The organism is Rhodococcus sp. 05-340-2 (assembly GCF_002258915.1).
In the GTDB taxonomy this organism is placed as follows: domain Bacteria; phylum Actinomycetota; class Actinomycetes; order Mycobacteriales; family Mycobacteriaceae; genus Rhodococcoides.
Window position 1 is genome coordinate 566,105 of the sequence record NZ_NOYU01000010.1, and the last position, 17,589, is coordinate 583,693.

Sequence of the window (17,589 nt, forward strand, 5' to 3'; positions counted from 1 at the left end):
ATCTACTTGGCCACCCGCTCATCGAGACGGTTGATCGGCGCGGTGAGCAACAGAATCAGCAACGACCACAGGCCGAGCGGGGTGAACGACAGCCCGAGAGCGACCAGCATCAGTACCGACGTGATGGCTCCGTTGCGTGTGCTCCCGGACGTCGGGGTGTCGCGCGCGACGATGTTCGGGTGCCGAGACACGATCATGTCGGCCACGAACATCGCGATGACGGACACCGCGATGGTCGCGACGTAGAGCGGAGAGGCACTCGCGTCGTAACCGCTCTTCTCGGCGATCAGCTTGGTGGGGAACGGCAGAAACACTATGGACAACAACCAGACGAAATTCACCCACATCAGACCCCGGGTGTACCCGACCAGGTTCCGGAAGACCCGATGATGGCTCAGCCACTGCGAGAAGATGACCAGAAAGCTGAGGACGAATGCGAACAGCTCGACCCCGTGGTCACGCAGAATATCGACGAATTGTGCACTGTCGTTCGGTTCGGCAAGTTCCACCAACGGAAGAATGAGCAACGTTGCAGCGATCGCGACCACAGCGTCACTGAAGTTGACCAGTCTCTCGAAACCGCGTTCGTATTCCATGTCAGCATTCTGCTCCCTCTGCGAGTAGCGTCCGAACGATGTCCGAGCGACGTACTCTGACCACCGGACGAGTGGTATTTCTTGTGGTGGCTGCCGCGGCACCGATGGCGGCGATGATCGGCAATGTACCGCTGGCCCTGATCCGCGGCAACGGTGCCGGTCTGCCCGCGGCGTACGCGATCAGTGCTGTTGTGCTGCTCTGCTTCTCGGTAGGTTTCGCGGCGATCGGCCAGCAGGTGTACAGCACCGGAGCGTTCTACACCTACATCGGTCTGGCGTTGGGTAAGCCGCCCGGTGTCGCTGCCGCGTATGTCGCAGTTGTCGCGTATACGTCGCTGGCGTGCGGACTTTCCGGCGCATTCGGATATTTCACGCATGTGGTATTCGCCGACTCGGGTATCGATATTCCGTGGTACATCTTCACGGCAGCCGCTGTCGTGATTGTCGCATTCCTGGGTTTCCGAAACGCCGACCTCTCGGCCAAGGTTCTCGGAACTCTGATGGTGCTCGAATTTGCGTTTCTGACGGTGTTCAACGTCCTGGTGGTGGATGACAAGGGGACCGCGGCACTGCCACTGGAGTCGTTCACTCCGACGCAGGTGTTCTCCGGGTCGCTGGGGATAGCGATGATGTTCGCCTTTTCGAGCTTCATCGGTTTCGAGTCCGCAGCTCTGTACGGTGAGGAAACCAAGGACCCCAGACGCAGCATCCCGCGCGCGACATTCATCGCGGTCACGCTCATCGCGGTCTTCTACGTGCTGACGAGTTGGATCATCGTCGGGGCTGCGGGTGGAGTCGACGCACCGGTGCTGGCCCAGACCGAACTGGGCAATCTTCTGTTCACGCTGGCGCAGCAGTACGGAGGAACAGTGCTGTACGACGGTACCGCGGTGCTGCTGTGCACCAGTGTGCTCGCGTCGTATCTCGCCGTGCACAACGCAGCCAGTCGATATCTGTTCGCTCTCGGGCGTGAGCGCGTACTTCCGGTGCGGCTGGGCCGAATTCACCCGAAGCACTCGAGCCCCCACATCGGCAGTATCACCGCCTCGATCGTGGCTGCAGTGGCGCTGGCGGTGTTCGCGGTGACCGGTGCCGACCCGTACCTGATCTACGCTGCCGGTGCCATCGGCCTCGGAACTCTGGGGGTGATCGCCCTGCAGGCTGCGGCAGCGCTGTCGGTGGTGGTGTTCTTCATCGGCCATCCGGATCGCTCACTGTGGCGCACCGGGATTGCCCCCGGCATCGGCTTCGCCGGTTTCATGACCGGATTGGTGCTCGCCGGAACGCATTACAGCATCCTGACCGGTTCCGATTCTGCGGTCGTCAATGCAATCCCTGTGGTGCTGATCCTCGCCGCGATCCTGGGGGTACTGGTGGCGCTGCGCATCAAACGTGCCGACCCGACAACCTACGAGGGCATTGCCGCGGCCTACATGCGTCAGTGATCGGGTGTTCGACGCGCCTCGAGTAGCCGGAGCCAGATCTCGCTGACCGTCGGATACGACGGCACCGCATGCCACAGGTCGTCGAGCGAGACCTTGCCGACCACTGCGACGGTGGCGGCATGAACGAGCTCGGCGACGCCCGGGCCGACGAACGTCGCGCCCACTATCGTGTCCGTGGCGCGGTCGATCACCAGCTGCGCACGGCCCGAGTAGTCGTCCTGCTGCAGAGACGAACCCGCGACGGCGATGTCCTGCGCCACGATCTCGACGTCGATGCCTTCCTTTCGGGCCTTTGCCTCGGTCAGTCCGACGGACGCCACCTCGACCGGAGTGAACACCACCTGGGGGATCTGACCGTGATCCGCTGATGCGCGGAATCGCTTGCTGTCCAGCGGCTTTCCCTCGGCTCTGGCGGCAATGACGTCGCCGGCCACCCGGCCCTGGTACTTGCCCATGTGCGTCAGTGGCGCGCGGCCGTTGACGTCGCCCACCGCGTAGAGCCAGTCGTGACCGGCAACGTTCAGATGATCGTCGACGTCGATGTAGTGGCCCTCGTCGAGTCCGAGGCTCGACAATCCGAGGTCCGCACTCGCCGGGGTGCGGCCTGCCGCAACCAGAATCTCATCGGCGACGATCTCGGTACCGTCGACCACGAGACCGACCGGGCCGCCGTGGATTCGGCCGATGCCGGTGTCGGCAGGGTTCTCTCGTGACACCGACTCGAGGGAGGCGTCGAGCATGATCGCCCCGCCGCGCTTCCTCAGCGCCTCGGCGACCAGTTCACCGGCGAACGGTTCGGAACCGGCCAGCAGCGACGATCCGCGCACGATCATCGTGACCTTCGCTCCGAGCGAGAGCAACCAGGTGGCCGCCTCCGTCGCGACGACGCCACCGCCGATGATGGCGATGTGCCCCGGGGTCTCGTGAATGTTGGTGGCATCGCGGGAGATCCACGGCCGGGCGTCGCGCAGGCCGGGGGTGTTCGGCACCGATGCGGTGGTTCCGGTGGCGAGGACAACAGCGTGACGGGCGGTGAGTGTGCGGCCGTCGACCTCGACGGTCCTGGCCCCAGTGAGTCGCCCGTGGCCACGGACCACCGAGATGCCGGCCGACTCGGCCCACGTCACCTGCGAGGAGTCGTCGAGGCTGTGGGTGAAGGATTCGCGTCGGGCCAGGACGGCGTCGGCGTCGAGGGGTTGATCGCCGACCAACTCTTTGACTCCCGGCATGTTTCGCGCGGTGTCGAGAACCTCGCTCGGACGCAGCAGTGCCTTGCTCGGCATGCAGGCCCAGTACGAGCATTCACCGCCGAGTAGTTCGTGTTCGACGATCACTGCGGTGCGATCGCTGCCCCGTATTGCGTACTGCGCGGCATTTTCGCCGACCGGTCCACCGCCGATGACGATGACATCGAATTCCGAGCTTTCTGAGGCCATTGCTCCACAGTGACATAGGCTCGCCGCTTATGGCGACCACTCGGAACAAGATTCTGATCACCGGAGCGAGCTCGGGGCTCGGTGAGGAAATGGCGCGACGGTTCGCAGGCATGGGCCGGGACCTTGCGCTCTGCGCCCGGCGCGTCGAGCGGTTGGACGATCTTCGCGCCGAGTTGATGCATCACAACCCGAACATCACCGTGGTGGTTCGAGCCCTCGACGTCACCGATCATGACGCGGTCGGTGAGGTGTTCGGAAGATTGCGAGACGAATTGGGCGGCCTCGATCGAGTGATCGTCAATGCCGGGCTCGGCAAGGGCGCGAAGATCGGCACCGGCCGGGCCGAGGCCAATCTGCAGACCGCACGCACCAACTTCGTCGGAGCCCTGTCGCAGGCGGAAGCTGCACTGTCGATCTTCAGAGAGCAGAAGCGCGGGCACCTGGTGTTCGTCTCGTCCATCAGCGCCGACCGGGGACTGCCGGGAGCCAAAGCGGCCTACTCGGCCAGCAAGGCCGCAGTGGCCTCGCTGGGTGAATCGCTGTCCACGGAACTGTCGAGAACGGACATCGCCGTCACCACCCTGCTACCCGGCTTCATCGCCACCGACATGTCCGCCAAAGCGGGCGACAGTGCCGCTCTCACAGCCACTCTCGACCAGGGTGTCACCGCGATGGTCGACGCGATCGAGAGCGAGACCCGCCGCGCCGCGCTACCCGGACTCAAGTGGCGTGGCATCGACGCGGCGCTGCGGTTCCTGCCGAACGTGCTGACGGATCGGATGGTCTAGGAGTCGGGCGGGGGTTACTGCAGGTACCCCTCGACCCGGTCGACGCTGTTGGCCGTTGCGGTGTCGGGGTTCTTGCCCGCATCGATGCGCGCCCGACGCTGGCGGAGCAGGTCCCAGCACTGATCGAGGGCGTGCTCGAGGGACGCCAGTTGGGCCTTCTCGGTGTCCGGGTCGATGTCGCCCGACTGGGCCTCGGTGCGAAGCTTGTGCTCGGTGGCGATGAGCTGCTGGATCTTGGTGTGGATATCGTGCTCGTTCATGGCGACAACGGTAGACCTACCAGGGTTTGGCGGCCAGGTTCCGCGTTGCCAGGGCTCGCTGCACGGCCGCGGTGAGCTCGGCGGTCGATCCGGCCAACGCGTCGTCGGTGCACACGAGCGAGAGTGTGTAGCTGCCGTCCAGGCGGGAGAGATAGGTCGACATTCTGATCGTCGACAGCGCGCCCGACGGATTCGGATGGATCGCGCGGGTTGCGAGTCCGCACGATCGGTGGGTGCCGAGTGCGGTGATGCCGTCGGGAATGTCGCCGATGTTGGAGCACAACACTTCTCCGCGCCCCGGGGTCGACGTCAGCTTGGCGGCGACGCGATGGGGGAGCAGCTGGACGATCTCGGGTGGATAGCCTGCGGGTGCTCCCACCGGCTTGCCGAACGCCTCCTTGCACGCTGCTCGGATGGCCGCGGGCGAGTCGTCTCCGCGGACGGCGACGGTGGCCATGCCGATCGCATTGGCGTCACCGGACCCGGTGCGAAAAGGAATGTCGACGGTCACCGCGGGTGACCCGAGTTCTCTCATCGTGGCGGCGACGACCGAGACGAACAACGAATTGGCCGATCCGCCGACACTTTCTGCCGCCGAATCCCACTCTGCGGCATCGATATCGACGATCACCGACTGCATTGCCCGCGCCCGGTGCGGGGTGACGCCGCCGCTGTCGGCGGTGGTGAATGCTCGCAGTTCGGCTCGGGCCTTCTTACTGACCCACAACCTCGCCGTCGCTGCGATGGATCGTAGGAGAACGGTGAAGATCATCGAGAGCGCGTCCTTCACATCCGATCCCGGGTGCAGCGCCGGTACGGGTGTCGATCCGGAGAATGCTCGGGCCGCAGCGTCGATGAGCTCACGAGCGTCGGCCAGTGCGTGCGAACACACCAGAGACAGCACGGTGCCGCCGTGTGGAATGGGCGCGGCCGTCAACCGCCAGCCGGGTCCGTACTGCGGGTCGAGTCGAACGTCTGCCTGCGCGTCGGCCCATCCGATGATGTCGTCGACCGCGTCGGTGCCGTAGTCGAGTGGGAGCGATTCGGACGAGATGTCCCATCGAAGTCGGGCCCCGGGTGTGCGGGGCTTGCCGACTCGACGGCCGAGCTGTCCGATGGCCAGCTGGTCGTGGACCCGGTGTAGTTCTTCTGCGCTCACCGTCTCGGTGGTGCGCCAGATGCCTTGCAGCGCAATCGGAATTCCATAGCCGCGGTGGGTCCGGAGAAATATCTCGTCGATCACCGACAGACGCGTGGATTTCACGGGCTCGCGGTGCCGTGTCGTCCCGCCCCCGATGCGAACCGGCTCGCGCCACTGAGCGCATCGGCGTTGATCGAGATGGCACCGTGTCGGAATTCGTTCTTCAGGGCGGACTCTTCGTCGAGGCCGTCCTGTTCCAGCAGGGACAACCGATCCTCACGCATGCAGGTCTGCGGTAGCAGCGCGAGTTCGGCGGCCAATGCCTCTGCTTCCGACCGGGCTCGGCCCACCGGAACCACTCTGGTGATCAGTCCCATGTTCAACGCCTCTTCGGCGTCGACGGCGCGACCGGTGAGGATCATGTCCATCGCCCGGCCCGTACCGACGATGCGCGGCAATCGCACTGTGCCGCCGTCTATCAACGGAACTCCCCAGCGCCTGCAGAAGACGCCGAACGTGGCGTCGTCCTCGGCGATGCGGAGGTCGCACCACAGAGCGAGTTCCAGTCCGCCCGCGACGGCGTATCCCGACACGGCCGCGATGACGGGCTTGGACAACCGCATTCGCGTCGGGCCCATCGGTCCGTCCCCGTGTTCGGTCGCGTGATTCGAGCGCGGTGTGCCCAGTGCCTTGAGGTCGGCTCCCGAGCAGAACGTGCCGCCCTCGCCCCACAGGACCGCCACCGAGGCGGATTCGTCGGCGTCGAACTCCTCGAACGCCTGGATCAACTCCTGAGCGGTGGGGCCGTCGACGGCATTGCGGGCCTCCGGACGCGACAGGACGATGGTGGTGACGGGGCCTGATCGTTCGATCCGTACCGGCATGTCTGTGAACCCTACTCGAGTTCTCTTGCGTGAAGCAATGAATCAGTGCTTCAATCCTTGGCATGCCCTATCGACGAACCCCCGCGGTGCAGGCCAGGCTCGACGCCGGCCGCGAGAAGCTGTTCGCTGCCGCCATCGAGGTGCTCTCGACGCACGGTTACGCAGGGCTTTCGATCGCGTCGGTCGCCGCGGCCGCGGGAGTATCCGCAGGCAGCGTCTACACCCACTTCGAGGGCAAGGCGGACCTGGTGGTCGCCATCTTCCGCGAGGTCTGCGGCCGCGAGGTCGCGGCAGTAGTGGCCGTCGCCGGGCATGGAAGCACTGCCGAGCGGGTGACGGCAGTGGTGGAGACCTTCGCCGGACGGGCCTTGAAGAACCGAACGATGGCCTACGCGCTGCTCGCCGAGCCGGTGGATCCGGCCGTCGACGCCGAGCGGTTGGTCTTCCGGCGAAAATTCACCGAGGCATTCGCCGACGCGATCGCGGCAGGCATCGCAGCCGGAGAGATTCCCGAGCAGGACGCAGCGATCTCGGCAGCAGGTCTGGTCGGGGCCGTCGGCGAAGTTCTGGTCGGTCCGTTGTCTTCCCATGAATCCAAGGATCCGGTCCCGGGTCTGGTCGCATTGTCGTTGCGCGCGTTAGGAGTTCGAGATGGACACGCATGAGGTATTCAACCAGGCAATCGACCTGACGCCCTACGACACCTCCGCGGACCCGTCGTTGCTCGACGGCCTTGCGCGGGCCGGTGGCGGCTGGGCGCTCGACGAGGTTCGGCAGTTGGGAGCCCTCGCCGGCGGAGTCGAGGCTCAGGAGTGGGGACGGCTCGCCAACGAGAACCCACCCGTGTTGAAGACTCACGATCGCTACGGTCATCGCATCGACGAGGTCGAATTCCACCCGCACTGGCACGATTTGATGACCGTTGCTGTCGAGCACGGACTGCACGCCAGCCCCTGGACCGACGACCGCGTCGGTGCACACGTCGCCCGCGCTGCGAAGTTCTACGTCTGGGGGCAGGCCGAGGCCGGACACATGTGCCCCATTTCGATGACCTACGCCGTCGTTCCGGCGTTGCGGCACAATCCATCTCTGGCTGCGCAGTACGAGCCACTACTGGCGTCGAGGGAATACGATTTCGGTCTGCGGACCCCGTCGAGCAAACGCGGACTGATCGCAGGCATGTCCATGACCGAGAAGCAGGGCGGCTCCGACGTCCGTGCCAACACCACCACGGCCACTCCGTCGTCGGACGGTACGTACTCGATCGTCGGCCACAAGTGGTTCACGTCTGCGCCGATGTCGGACATGTTCCTCACCTTGGCGCAGGCCCCCGGCGGGCTGTCGTGTTTCATGCTGCCGCGCGTGCTGCCCGACGGTACCCGCAACCGAATGATGCTGCAGCGCTTGAAGGACAAGCTCGGCAACAAGTCGAATGCATCGGGCGAGCTCGAATATCACGGGGCCACCGGCTGGCTCGTGGGTGAAGAGGGACGCGGCGTGCGCACCATCATCGAGATGGTCAACATGACCCGGTTGGACTGCGTCATCGGGTCCGCGGCCGGAATTCGCAACGCCACAGTGCGCGCGGTCCATCATGCGCGTCATCGAGCTGCGTTCGGTGCTGAGCTGATCGATCAGCCTCTGATGCGAAACGTGCTGGCAGACTTGACCATCGAATCCGAGGCCGCCACCGCCGCCATGATCCGCCTGGCGCAGGCCACCGACGGCTCCGCGCGCGGTGACGAACAGGAGAGCGCGCTGCGCCGAATCGCCTTGGCAGTGACCAAGTACTGGGTGTGCAAACGAGCGCCGGCCCACGCCGCCGAGGCGCTCGAATGTCTCGGTGGCAACGGCTATGTCGAGGAATCGGGTATGCCCCGGTTGTTCCGCGAGTCGCCGTTGATGTCGATCTGGGAAGGCTCCGGCAACGTCGCCGCACTCGATTCCCTGCGCGCACTGGCCCGTCAGCCCGACAGTGTCGAGGCCTTCTTCGGTGAGATCGGCCAGGCGTCGGGCGTGGATTCTCGCCTCGACGACGCCATCGCCCGCGTCGGCAAGGAACTCTCCGACACCTCCGACATGGAATACCGGGCCAGGCGAGTCGTCGAACTGATGGCGCTGACCTTCCAGGGCGCACAGTTGGTGATGCACGGGGACGCCGCTGTTGCCGATGCCTTCTGCGCCAGTCGACTCGACCGAGACTGGGGCATCGCCTTCGGCACCCTGCCGACGGGAGTCGATACGGCGGCGGTGTTGGCGCGGGTGTGATGCCCGTCCGCGGATCTACGGAGCGGGGGATCGGCTCCCCATATTTGGATTTGTGACGCCGATCGGAGTCGGTTATCCAAAACTGGGGAGCTGATCCGACGAAATGCGCTGGTCTCCGAACCACCCGGCCGGCGTAGGAAGGCCTGCCGCGCGGGCGAAGGCCTGCTCGAAACGGCGAAGTAGTGCGCGAGGATCGTCCAGGTCCCGCCAATTCCACCGCACGATCACCCATCCCAACTCACGTAGTCGGTCCTCGCGATACTTTTCGTCGAGCAGTACACGCTTGGAGTCGTACTTCGATTCGCCGTCGAACTCGCCGATCACTTCGAACTCCCGGAACAGAAAGTCGACCCGCCCGACGAAGCGGCCCGCGCTGTCGTACACCCATTGATTGAGCAGCGGAGTCGGCAGAGGAAGCGTCTCGAAGAGCACCCGACTCCGAGATTCGCCGACGCTCTCGCTGCGCCCGTTCATCAGCGACACAGATCGCCGGGCGGCGGAGATACCGGTGCGGAACCGCGCCGACTCCACTGCAGTCGACAGAGCGTCGGTGTCGGTGTGACCCGATCTGAGTGCGCTGTCGCCTACGCACACGGACCGCTCGACGGTCGTGGTGCGTGCGATGTCGACGATGGTGCGGGCTGCCGAGGTGACCGCGCACCCGTTGACGGAGGTCCGTTCGGTGGGATCCAGCGTGGTGCCGTGGAGAATTCGCAGCGGACGGCGTTTGCTGGCGTAGTCGAGTCCGTGCGTCATGTGCACCTTGTCCAGCGGTAGCTGCCAGATGTCGAAGCCCCAGGCGATGGCGGCCGAGACGTGGCTGAGCACGTGATCCGGGGGAGCTGACATCAGATAGGACCGCGCGAGCAAAGAATGTCGTTCGATCGGACTCGCGGATTGGATCACCGCATGCGGCACGTAGAACCCTGGCCTCAGAACCGACAGTTCACCGGTGCGGCGCAGTCGTCGCAGGTCGTCGTCAGTCAATCCGAATGCGAGCGCGTCGGCCCGGGTGAACAGATCCGTCTGGGGTAAGTCCATGACTGCTTGGACGCGCCGGGTGCCGAAACGGATCCTTGTGCAGAGAAAAAGCTCCCCAGTTTTGGATTTCCGACGCCGATCGGAGGCAGAAATCCAAAACTGGGGAGCCGATTTGCCTCAGTGGGGACCTCAGGCCGAACGACCCCGCTGCGCCCGGTACCAGCGCACCAGTGCGTCGGTGGATGAATCCGACTGTGCGGCAGGAGCTTCGGAATCGGTGAGCACCGGTGTCAGTTCGAGTGCCTGGGTCTTGCCCAGTTCGACGCCCCACTGGTCGTACGAGTCGACTCCCCAGATGACGCCTTCGACGAAGACCTGGTGCTCGTACAGGGCGATCAATTGTCCGACCACCGACGGCGTGAGCTTGGGGGCGAGGATCGAGGTGGACGGGCGGTTGCCGGGCATCACCTTGTGCGGCACCACATCTGCCGGAGTGTCCTCGGCGGCGATCTCCTCGGCGGTCTTGCCGAAGGCGAGCACCTTGGTCTGCGCGAAGAAGTTGCTCATCAGCAGATCGTGCATCGAGCCGGTGCCGTCGCGGGTCGGTAGGTCGTCGGTCGGTTCGGCGAATCCGATGAAGTCCGCAGGTACCAAACGTGTTCCCTGGTGCAGCAATTGGTAGAAGGCGTGCTGCCCGTTGGTGCCAGGCTCGCCCCAGAAGATCTCACCGGTCGGCGTGGTGACGGGGGAGCCGTCGGCCTTGACGGACTTGCCGTTGGACTCCATCGTCAACTGCTGCAGGTACGCCGCGAAACGGGAGAGATCATTCGAATACGGCAGCACGGCACGGGTTTCCGCGCCGAAGAAGGAGCTGTACCACAGGCCGACGAGGCCGAGCAGAACCGGAGCGTTCTCGGCCAGGGGTGTGGTGCGGAAGTGCTCGTCGATGCGGTGGAAGCCGTCGAGGAATTCGCCGAACGCTTTCTTACCCACAACGGTCATGACCGACAACCCGATTGCCGAATCGACGGAGTAGCGTCCGCCGACCCAATCCCAGAAGCCGAACATGTTGTCGGTGTCGATACCGAAGTCCGCAACCCTCTCGGCGTTGGTGGACACGGCGACGAAGTGCTTGGCGACGGCATCTTCACCGAGCGCGTCGACGAGCCAGCGCCGGGCCGCGGTTGCGTTCGTCAGCGTTTCGAGGGTGGAGAACGTCTTGGACGCGATGATGAACAGCGTCGACGCGGGGTCGAGTCCGTCGAGCGCACCGACCAGATCCGCGGGGTCGACGTTCGAGACGAATTTCGCAGAGATCCCGGCGTCGGCGTAGTGCCGGAGTGCGTTGTAGACCATGACCGGTCCGAGGTCGGATCCGCCGATGCCGATGTTGACGACGGTGGAGATCTTCGCGCCGGTGGCGCCGACCCATTCACCCGACCGCACCCGATCGGTGAATTCGCCCATTGCCGTGAGGACTTCGTGCACATCGGCGACGACGTTCTGGCCGTCGACGGTCAACGAGGCGTCGGCCGGTAGACGCAGCGCGGTGTGCAGAACGGCGCGGTCCTCGGAGGTGTTGATGTGCTCGCCCGCGAACATCGCGTCGCGTTTGCCTTCGACATCGGCGGTACGGGCGAGTTCGACGAGCAACTCGACGGTCTCGCGGGTGATGCGGTGCTTGCTGTAGTCGATGTGCAGATCGGCGGCGTCGAGAGTGAACGTGCGTGTTCGGTCGGCGTCCTCGGCGAACAGTGTCCGAAGATGAGTATCGGCGATCGTGGAGTGGTGATCGGTCAGCTTCTGCCAGGCATCCGTGCCGGTGATATCGACGCTCATACGAACCAACAGTAATCCCGTGCACAGTCACGCGCGCGTCGTTCTCGTTTGCTTCGGGCGCTGCGGAGGCATCATGGACGGTATGGACCAACGTGCATTGATCGATTCGATTCCGGCAAAACTGTGGATCGGCGGTAAGGCCGTCGACGCCGAGGGAGGCAAGACGTTCGCGGTGAACGATCCGGCCACCGGCAAGCCCCTGACCGAGGTGGCCGACGCATCGCCCGCCGACGCGATGAAGGCGCTCGACGCCGCCGCTGCGGCGCAGAAGAGCTGGGCGGCAACACCTGCCCGCGAACGCAGTGAAATCCTTCGAGCGGCATTCGAGAAGGTCACCGAACGCGCCGACGACATCGCGCTGCTGATGACCCTGGAGATGGGCAAGGCGCTCGCCGAATCCAAGGCCGAGGTGAAGTACGGTGCCGAGTTCTTCCGCTGGTTCGCCGAGGAAGCGGTACGCATCGGCGGCCGCTACACCCCGGCCCCGGCGGGCAACGGACGAATCCTCGTCACCAAGGCTCCGGTCGGGCCCGTCCTGGCGATCACCCCGTGGAACTTCCCGTTGGCGATGGGCACCAGAAAGATCGGGCCGGCTCTGGCCGCCGGCTGCACCATCGTCGTCAAGCCCGCTCGCGAGACCCCGCTGACGATGCTGCTGCTCGCTCAGATCTTCGACGAGGTCGGCCTGCCCGAAGGTGTGCTCTCGGTACTGACGACGTCGAAGTCCGGTGACGTCACCGGACCCCTCATCGAGGATCCGCGGATGCGCAAACTCACCTTCACCGGCTCGACGGGCGTCGGCAAGTCGCTCGTCGAGAAGTCCGCGACGAGGTTGCTGCGCACGTCGATGGAGCTCGGCGGCAACGCACCGTTCGTGGTGTTCGACGACGCGAACATCGACGACGCGGTGGACGGCGCGATGCTCGCCAAGATGCGCAACGGCGGCGAGGCCTGCACCGCCGCGAACCGATTGCACGTGCACAACAGCGTGCGCGAGGAGTTCACCACCAAGCTCGTGGCGAAGATGTCCGAGATGAAGCTCGGCCCCGGCGTCGACCCCGATACCAAGCTGGGACCGCTGATCAATGCCGATCAGCTCGAGACCGTGCAGGAACTGGTCGACGACGCGGTGGCCAAGGGCGCGACGGTGGCACTCGGTGGGAAGGCACCGGGCGGGGACGGTTACTTCTACCCGGCAACCGTGCTCACCGACATGCCTGCCGATGCACGGATTCTGAAGGAGGAGGTGTTCGGGCCGGTGGCTCCGGTCGTCGGCTTCGACACCGAGCAGGAGGGAATCGACGCGGCCAACGACACCGAGTACGGCCTGGCGTCGTACATCTACACCGAGAACCTGGACCGCGCGCTACGGGTGGCCGACGCCATCGACAGTGGCATGGTGGGCGTCAACCGCGGAGTCATCTCGGACGCGGCCGCGCCGTTCGGTGGAGTGAAGGAATCCGGATTCGGCCGTGAGGGCGGATCCGAGGGAATCGAGGAATACCTCGAGACCAAGTACATCGCATTGAAGTAGAGCTGACGGTTGGGCGTGCACACTGCGCGCCCAACCGGAGGTCGATCAGTGTCCGAGGCGACCGCGACCGAGGCGGAGCAGGAGCATGGCCAGCGTGTGGCCTTCCTGGCCGAGGCTGCTGAAACGCTCGAGAACCTTCATCTCGCGGCTGTGCACCAGACGCGGACCGCCGGAGGCCATGCGGGTGCGTCCGATGATCTGCGAGACCTCGGAGCGACGCTTGATGGCCGTCAGGATCTCGGCATCGAGGCGGTCGATTTCCTGGCGCAGGTCGTTGATCTCGGCCTCACTGGAAGGCACTGCAATGTCTGAGTCGATCTTCGTCGTCATGGCCATCGTCTCTCCTCGGGTCACATCTTGGATCGTTGCGTCGTCCGTCACCGTTACGCCTTTCGTATTCGGAACTGCATCGCCGGTCGGTTCGGTTCCCGTCCGGAACCAGGGCGTTGCGTCTATCGACAGGCTCCTGCACGCTCGGCCGAACAGCGGCCGATCCGATGCAGGCGATGACGTACGGTTTTTTCGATCACCGATCCAGTGTGCCACGGGTCCCCCCTCCTGAAAAGTCGTCGGTTCGGCCGACGACCACGCGATGTGGGTTTGTCGGTACGCGCCGGTAACCTGACCAGACGATGAACACATTCCTCCAGGGCCTTCAGTCCCGACAGAACACCTCGTCCGACGCACTGCTGGAAGGCCTCAATCCTCAGCAGCGCGAGGCCGTCGTACATACCGGATCTCCGCTGCTCATCGTGGCCGGAGCCGGGTCGGGCAAGACGGCAGTGCTGACGCGCCGCATCGCGTATCTGCTGGCCGAGCGAGGAGTGTCACCCGGCCAGGTTCTGGCCATCACGTTCACCAACAAGGCCGCTGCCGAGATGCGCGAGCGAGTCGCCGGACTCGTCGGACCGCGAGCGAACGCCATGTGGGTGTCCACCTTCCACTCGAGTTGCGTGCGGATTCTGCGCGCGCAGGCTGCGCTGCTGCCCGGTCTGAACTCGAACTTCTCCATCTACGACGCGGACGACTCTCGGCGACTGCTGACGATGATCTCCAAGGATCTGCAGATCGACACCAAGAAGTTCTCGGCGCGGCTGCTCTCGACGGCGATCTCGAACCTGAAGAACGAGCTGATCGGCCCCGACAAGGCGGCGGTGGACGCCGACGGCGATCCCGCCGAGCTGCCGCGACTGGTGGCCAAGGTCTACAGCGTCTACCAGCAGCGGCTGCGCGCGGCCAATGCGATGGACTTCGACGACCTCATCGGCGAGACGGTGGGCATTCTGCAGGCGTTCCCCCAGTTGGCGCAGTACTACCGACGCCGGTTCCGGCACGTTCTGGTCGACGAGTACCAGGACACCAACCACGCCCAGTACATGTTGGTCCGCGAATTGGTCGGTACCCCCGACGCCGACGGTGCACTCGAGGGCACCGTCGCGCCGGGCGAGCTGTGTGTGGTGGGCGACGCGGATCAGTCCATCTACGCCTTCCGCGGCGCGACCATCCGCAACATCGAGGAATTCGAGCGCGACTATCCGGACGCGCGCACCATCCTGCTCGAGCAGAACTACCGATCGACGCAGAACATCCTCTCGGCCGCCAATGCGGTCATCTCTCGCAACATCGGCCGACGCGAGAAGAAGCTGTGGACCGACACCGGCGAGGGCGAGTTGATCGTCGGTTACGTCGCCGACAACGAGCACGACGAGGCATCGTTCGTGGCCTCGGAGATCGACCGACTCGTCGACGGCGGAGACGTGCGCTTCGACGAGGTGGCCGTCTTCTACCGAACCAACAACTCCTCGCGTGCGCTCGAAGAGATCTTCATCCGACTCGGTCTGCCGTACAAGGTCGTCGGCGGTGTCCGCTTCTACGAGCGCAAGGAGGTGCGAGACCTCGTCGCGTACCTACGCGTGTTGTCCAACGAGGACGACACCGTCAGCATGCGACGCATCCTCAACACTCCGCGCCGGGGGATCGGCGATCGTGCCGAGGCCTGTGTCGCCGTCCACGCCGAGCAGCGCGACATCAGCTTCTCGCGCGCACTGCACGACGCGGCCGCGGGCAAGGTGGCGTTGCTCAACTCGCGGCAGCAGAAGTTGATCGCGCAGTTCATGGAGTTGCTCGACGAATTACGTGCAGTGCTCACTGCGACCGACGGGGACGGCAACGACATCGCAGACATCGGCGATGTCGTCGAAGCCGTTCTCGACCGCACCGGCTACCGCGCCGAACTCGAGGCCAGCAGTGATCCGCAGGACGGTGCTCGACTCGACAACCTCAACGAACTCGTCAGCGTCGCACGGGAATTCACCTCCGAGGCGCGCAATCAGGCTGCAGTGGCGGCGGAAGCTCTCGAAACCGGGGACGACGAGAACGGCGAGGAGGACGGTGGCGTCGACGGGTTGGCCGAGCCGGGGTCGCTCGCGGCGTTCCTCGAACGGGTCTCGCTGGTGGCCGACACCGATCAGATCCCGGATTCGGGTACCGGCGTCGTCACCCTGATGACGCTGCACACCGCGAAGGGCCTGGAGTTCCCGGTTGTCTTCGTGACGGGTTGGGAGGACGGCCAATTCCCGCACATGCGGGCGCTCGGCGACCCGAACGAACTGTCCGAGGAGCGACGTCTTGCGTACGTGGGCATCACCCGTGCGCGGCAGCGGCTCTATCTCACGCGCGCGATCATGCGCTCGGCCTGGGGTCAGCCCATCGCCAACCCGGAATCGCGCTTTCTGCAAGAGGTTCCGCAGCACCTGATCGACTGGCGACGCGAGGATCCGGGCACCGGGGGAGGCCGATCCATCGGCGGCGGAAGATCCGGCAGCTACGGATCGGGTGGTGGCGGATACGGCTCGAACAGTTACGGCTCGGGCGGCTACGGCGGGTCCTCGAGTCGCGGCCAGAGTTCGACTCCGAGTTTCGGTGCAGCCAAGGGGCGCAACTCGAACCTCGTTCTCGCCGTGGGTGATCGAGTCAGCCACGACAAGTACGGCCTGGGTACGGTGTTGGAATCGACCGGAGCCGGCGTCAAGGCGATGGTGTTGATCGACTTCGGTTCGGCAGGCCGCGTGAAGATGATGCTCATCGGCGGCGTCCCGATGACCAAGCTGTAAGAGGGCCGAGAACGCGAAAGCCGGACCCTGCGAAAGCGGGGTCCGGCTTCGTGTGGAAAGTCGGTGGATTCAGTCCATCTCTGGTCCGAGGGAGATTCCTCGGGAAGCGAGCCACGGTAGCGGGTCGATCTTGACCTCGCCCGGAAGGTGAACCTCGAAGTGCAGGTGCGGGCCGGTGGAGAAGCCGCGGTTGCCCATCGTTGCGATCTGATCGCCGGCCATGACGTCCTGACCGACGGCGACGAGGGTGGTGTCGATGTGGCCGTAGACGGTGATCGTGCCGTCTGCGTGCTGCACGCGAACCCACATACCGAAGCCGGCAGCCGGACCGGAGTCGATCACCTTGCCGTCGGCGACGGCGTAGATCGGAGTTCCGATGGCATTGGCAACGTCGACGCCGGCGTGGAGAACGCCCCAGCGGGTGCCGAAGTTGGAGGTGTAGGTGCCCTGTGCCGGAAGTGCGAACAGCGGCCTGCGAGCAGCGGCTTCGCGTGCGGCGCGCTCTTCGCTGAAGCGCTGGCCCTTGGCGAGCAGGTCGTTGAACTGGCTCAGATCCACCGGTGCAGCGATGCTGAGGATCTGCGGTGCTTCCGACGGCGTCGCGCTGGACGAGTCGGCGTCGATCTCGGTGGTCTGCGGAGTGGTGGTGGCCGCGACTGCTGCGGCGGCGGGTGCTTCACCTGCGGCGAGCGCGTACTCGGAGGTGGCGACTGCGGCGGGTGAGTCGTCGTTGACGACGGCCTGGCCTGCCGCGACAACCGCGCCTGCGGCGACAGCGAGAACTGCGGCTCGGCCCTTGAGCGCAGTAGGGGGAAGGGGAATGCGGTGTGCGCCGCCGCGACGGGCCACGGGGGTGGCGTCTGCGGTGGTGGCGAACGAGTTGACGACGGTCGGCGACTCGTCGGCTGCGATGTGCGGGGTCTCTGCGAAGTCGGCTTCGACGTATCGGTACGCCGGGTAGGCGTACGCGTCGTAAGCGCTGGTCTCGTAGGCGGGCTCTGCGGCTGCTCCGGCGGCGGGCTCGTAGCTGTAGACCGTGGTCGCGTCTTCGGCCGAAGGTCGAGAGAACCGGCTGGAGGTGAAGGACGCACGGTGTTGCTGCAAGACCTACAACCTCCGTTTTCGTGACCTGGCCGTTACTGAAAGACTCGGCAGACGGTAACGAAATGATTGCGGGGCGCGCAAGTTAACAGCCCAAACCGGCGTCATATGTGAGATGGCTCACAAGGCGACCAGCGGTTATGTCGTGACGAGCCACATTCGTAATCGGACACGCGAACACGTGGACGGCACACGGTGACAGT

General features: G+C 65.0%; 15 protein-coding genes. 6 read left to right on the top strand and 9 right to left on the bottom strand.

Features of this window, described 5'->3' with window-relative positions:
- Positions 1-2 precede the first annotated feature (2 nt).
- Positions 3-596, bottom strand: a complete 594-nt coding sequence (locus CH271_RS06950) for a TMEM175 family protein (protein ID WP_094633092.1) — start codon at positions 594-596, stop codon at positions 3-5.
- Between the two features lie 38 nt (positions 597-634).
- Here CH271_RS06950 and CH271_RS06955 point away from each other — a divergent pair, with 38 nt between their 5' ends.
- Positions 635-2,041, top strand: a complete 1,407-nt coding sequence (locus CH271_RS06955; RefSeq protein ID WP_094633093.1) for an APC family permease — start codon at positions 635-637, stop codon at positions 2,039-2,041.
- Here CH271_RS06955 and CH271_RS06960 read toward each other — a convergent pair.
- Positions 2,035-3,477, bottom strand: a complete 1,443-nt coding sequence (locus tag CH271_RS06960) for a dihydrolipoyl dehydrogenase family protein (protein ID WP_094633094.1) — start codon at positions 3,475-3,477, stop codon at positions 2,035-2,037. The genes CH271_RS06955 and CH271_RS06960 overlap by 7 nt on opposite strands.
- Before the next feature lie 29 nt (positions 3,478-3,506).
- On the opposite strand from CH271_RS06960, the gene CH271_RS06965 reads away from it, so the two are divergent.
- Entirely contained in the window at positions 3,507-4,265 is a 759-nt protein-coding gene (locus CH271_RS06965) for an SDR family oxidoreductase (RefSeq protein WP_094633095.1), read from the top strand.
- A gap of 14 nt (positions 4,266-4,279) precedes the next feature.
- On the opposite strand, the gene CH271_RS06970 is transcribed toward CH271_RS06965, so the two are convergent.
- The 3 genes from CH271_RS06970 to CH271_RS06980 are packed head-to-tail and all read right to left on the bottom strand — an operon-like array spanning position 4,280 to position 6,550.
- The gene (locus CH271_RS06970; RefSeq protein WP_037191897.1) at positions 4,280-4,525 is read right to left on the bottom strand and encodes a DUF2630 family protein; all 246 of its coding nucleotides are present in this window, start codon (positions 4,523-4,525) and stop codon (positions 4,280-4,282) included.
- A gap of 16 nt (positions 4,526-4,541) precedes the next feature.
- A complete protein-coding gene (locus tag CH271_RS06975) occupies positions 4,542-5,789 on the bottom strand; it encodes a hypothetical protein (RefSeq protein ID WP_094633096.1) in 1,248 nt (415 codons plus the stop codon).
- Positions 5,786-6,550 (bottom strand): crotonase/enoyl-CoA hydratase family protein, encoded by a 765-nt coding sequence (locus CH271_RS06980; protein ID WP_037191901.1) that lies wholly within the window; start codon positions 6,548-6,550, stop codon positions 5,786-5,788. The genes CH271_RS06975 and CH271_RS06980 overlap by 4 nt, the downstream gene beginning before the upstream one ends.
- A gap of 62 nt (positions 6,551-6,612) precedes the next feature.
- Between CH271_RS06980 and CH271_RS06985 the strand changes: the two genes are divergently transcribed.
- Together CH271_RS06985 and CH271_RS06990 are read left to right on the top strand one after the other, a co-directional pair.
- Positions 6,613-7,215 (top strand): TetR/AcrR family transcriptional regulator, encoded by a 603-nt coding sequence (locus tag CH271_RS06985; RefSeq protein ID WP_032404341.1) that lies wholly within the window; start codon positions 6,613-6,615, stop codon positions 7,213-7,215.
- Positions 7,202-8,818 (top strand): acyl-CoA dehydrogenase family protein, encoded by a 1,617-nt coding sequence (locus CH271_RS06990; protein WP_094633097.1) that lies wholly within the window; start codon positions 7,202-7,204, stop codon positions 8,816-8,818. Before CH271_RS06985 ends, CH271_RS06990 begins: the two co-directional genes overlap by 14 nt.
- 72 nt (positions 8,819-8,890) lie before the next feature.
- Here the strand turns inward: CH271_RS06990 and CH271_RS06995 are convergent, their stop codons facing one another.
- A complete protein-coding gene (locus tag CH271_RS06995) occupies positions 8,891-9,859 on the bottom strand; it encodes a type IV toxin-antitoxin system AbiEi family antitoxin domain-containing protein (protein WP_094633098.1) in 969 nt (322 codons plus the stop codon).
- Between the two features lie 129 nt (positions 9,860-9,988).
- A complete protein-coding gene (gene pgi, locus CH271_RS07000) occupies positions 9,989-11,638 on the bottom strand; it encodes a glucose-6-phosphate isomerase (RefSeq protein ID WP_094633214.1) in 1,650 nt (549 codons plus the stop codon).
- Between the two features lie 82 nt (positions 11,639-11,720).
- Between pgi and CH271_RS07005 the strand changes: the two genes are divergently transcribed.
- Positions 11,721-13,172 (top strand): NAD-dependent succinate-semialdehyde dehydrogenase, encoded by a 1,452-nt coding sequence (locus CH271_RS07005; RefSeq protein WP_094633215.1) that lies wholly within the window; start codon positions 11,721-11,723, stop codon positions 13,170-13,172.
- A 45-nt stretch (positions 13,173-13,217) separates the two neighbouring features.
- On the opposite strand, the gene CH271_RS07010 is transcribed toward CH271_RS07005, so the two are convergent.
- Entirely contained in the window at positions 13,218-13,508 is a 291-nt protein-coding gene (locus tag CH271_RS07010; RefSeq protein ID WP_037192205.1) for a chorismate mutase, read from the bottom strand.
- Positions 13,509-13,804: 296 nt separating this feature from the next.
- Between CH271_RS07010 and CH271_RS07015 the strand changes: the two genes are divergently transcribed.
- Positions 13,805-16,285, top strand: a complete 2,481-nt coding sequence (locus CH271_RS07015) for a UvrD-helicase domain-containing protein (RefSeq protein ID WP_094633099.1) — start codon at positions 13,805-13,807, stop codon at positions 16,283-16,285.
- 69 nt (positions 16,286-16,354) lie between these two features.
- On the opposite strand, the gene CH271_RS07020 is transcribed toward CH271_RS07015, so the two are convergent.
- The gene (locus CH271_RS07020) at positions 16,355-17,389 is read right to left on the bottom strand and encodes a M23 family metallopeptidase (RefSeq protein ID WP_094633100.1); all 1,035 of its coding nucleotides are present in this window, start codon (positions 17,387-17,389) and stop codon (positions 16,355-16,357) included.
- Between the last annotated feature and the right edge of the window lie 200 nt (positions 17,390-17,589).

Excerpts from the sequence above, each read along its gene's own strand:
- CH271_RS06950 (WP_094633092.1), bottom strand. The coding sequence starts at position 596 with ATGGAATACGAACGCGGTTTCGAGAGACTGGTCAACTTCAGTGACGCT.
- CH271_RS06955 (WP_094633093.1), top strand. The coding sequence starts at position 635 with ATGTCCGAGCGACGTACTCTGACCACCGGACGAGTGGTATTTCTTGTG.
- CH271_RS06960 (WP_094633094.1), bottom strand. The coding sequence starts at position 3,477 with ATGGCCTCAGAAAGCTCGGAATTCGATGTCATCGTCATCGGCGGTGGA.
- CH271_RS06965 (WP_094633095.1), top strand. The coding sequence starts at position 3,507 with ATGGCGACCACTCGGAACAAGATTCTGATCACCGGAGCGAGCTCGGGG.
- CH271_RS06970 (WP_037191897.1), bottom strand. The coding sequence starts at position 4,525 with ATGAACGAGCACGATATCCACACCAAGATCCAGCAGCTCATCGCCACC.
- CH271_RS06980 (WP_037191901.1), bottom strand. The coding sequence starts at position 6,550 with ATGCCGGTACGGATCGAACGATCAGGCCCCGTCACCACCATCGTCCTG.
- CH271_RS06985 (WP_032404341.1), top strand. The coding sequence starts at position 6,613 with ATGCCCTATCGACGAACCCCCGCGGTGCAGGCCAGGCTCGACGCCGGC.
- CH271_RS06990 (WP_094633097.1), top strand. The coding sequence starts at position 7,202 with ATGGACACGCATGAGGTATTCAACCAGGCAATCGACCTGACGCCCTAC.
- CH271_RS06995 (WP_094633098.1), bottom strand. The coding sequence starts at position 9,859 with ATGGACTTACCCCAGACGGATCTGTTCACCCGGGCCGACGCGCTCGCA.
- pgi (WP_094633214.1), bottom strand. The coding sequence starts at position 11,638 with ATGAGCGTCGATATCACCGGCACGGATGCCTGGCAGAAGCTGACCGAT.
- CH271_RS07005 (WP_094633215.1), top strand. The coding sequence starts at position 11,721 with ATGGACCAACGTGCATTGATCGATTCGATTCCGGCAAAACTGTGGATC.
- CH271_RS07010 (WP_037192205.1), bottom strand. The coding sequence starts at position 13,508 with ATGGCCATGACGACGAAGATCGACTCAGACATTGCAGTGCCTTCCAGT.
- CH271_RS07015 (WP_094633099.1), top strand. The coding sequence starts at position 13,805 with ATGAACACATTCCTCCAGGGCCTTCAGTCCCGACAGAACACCTCGTCC.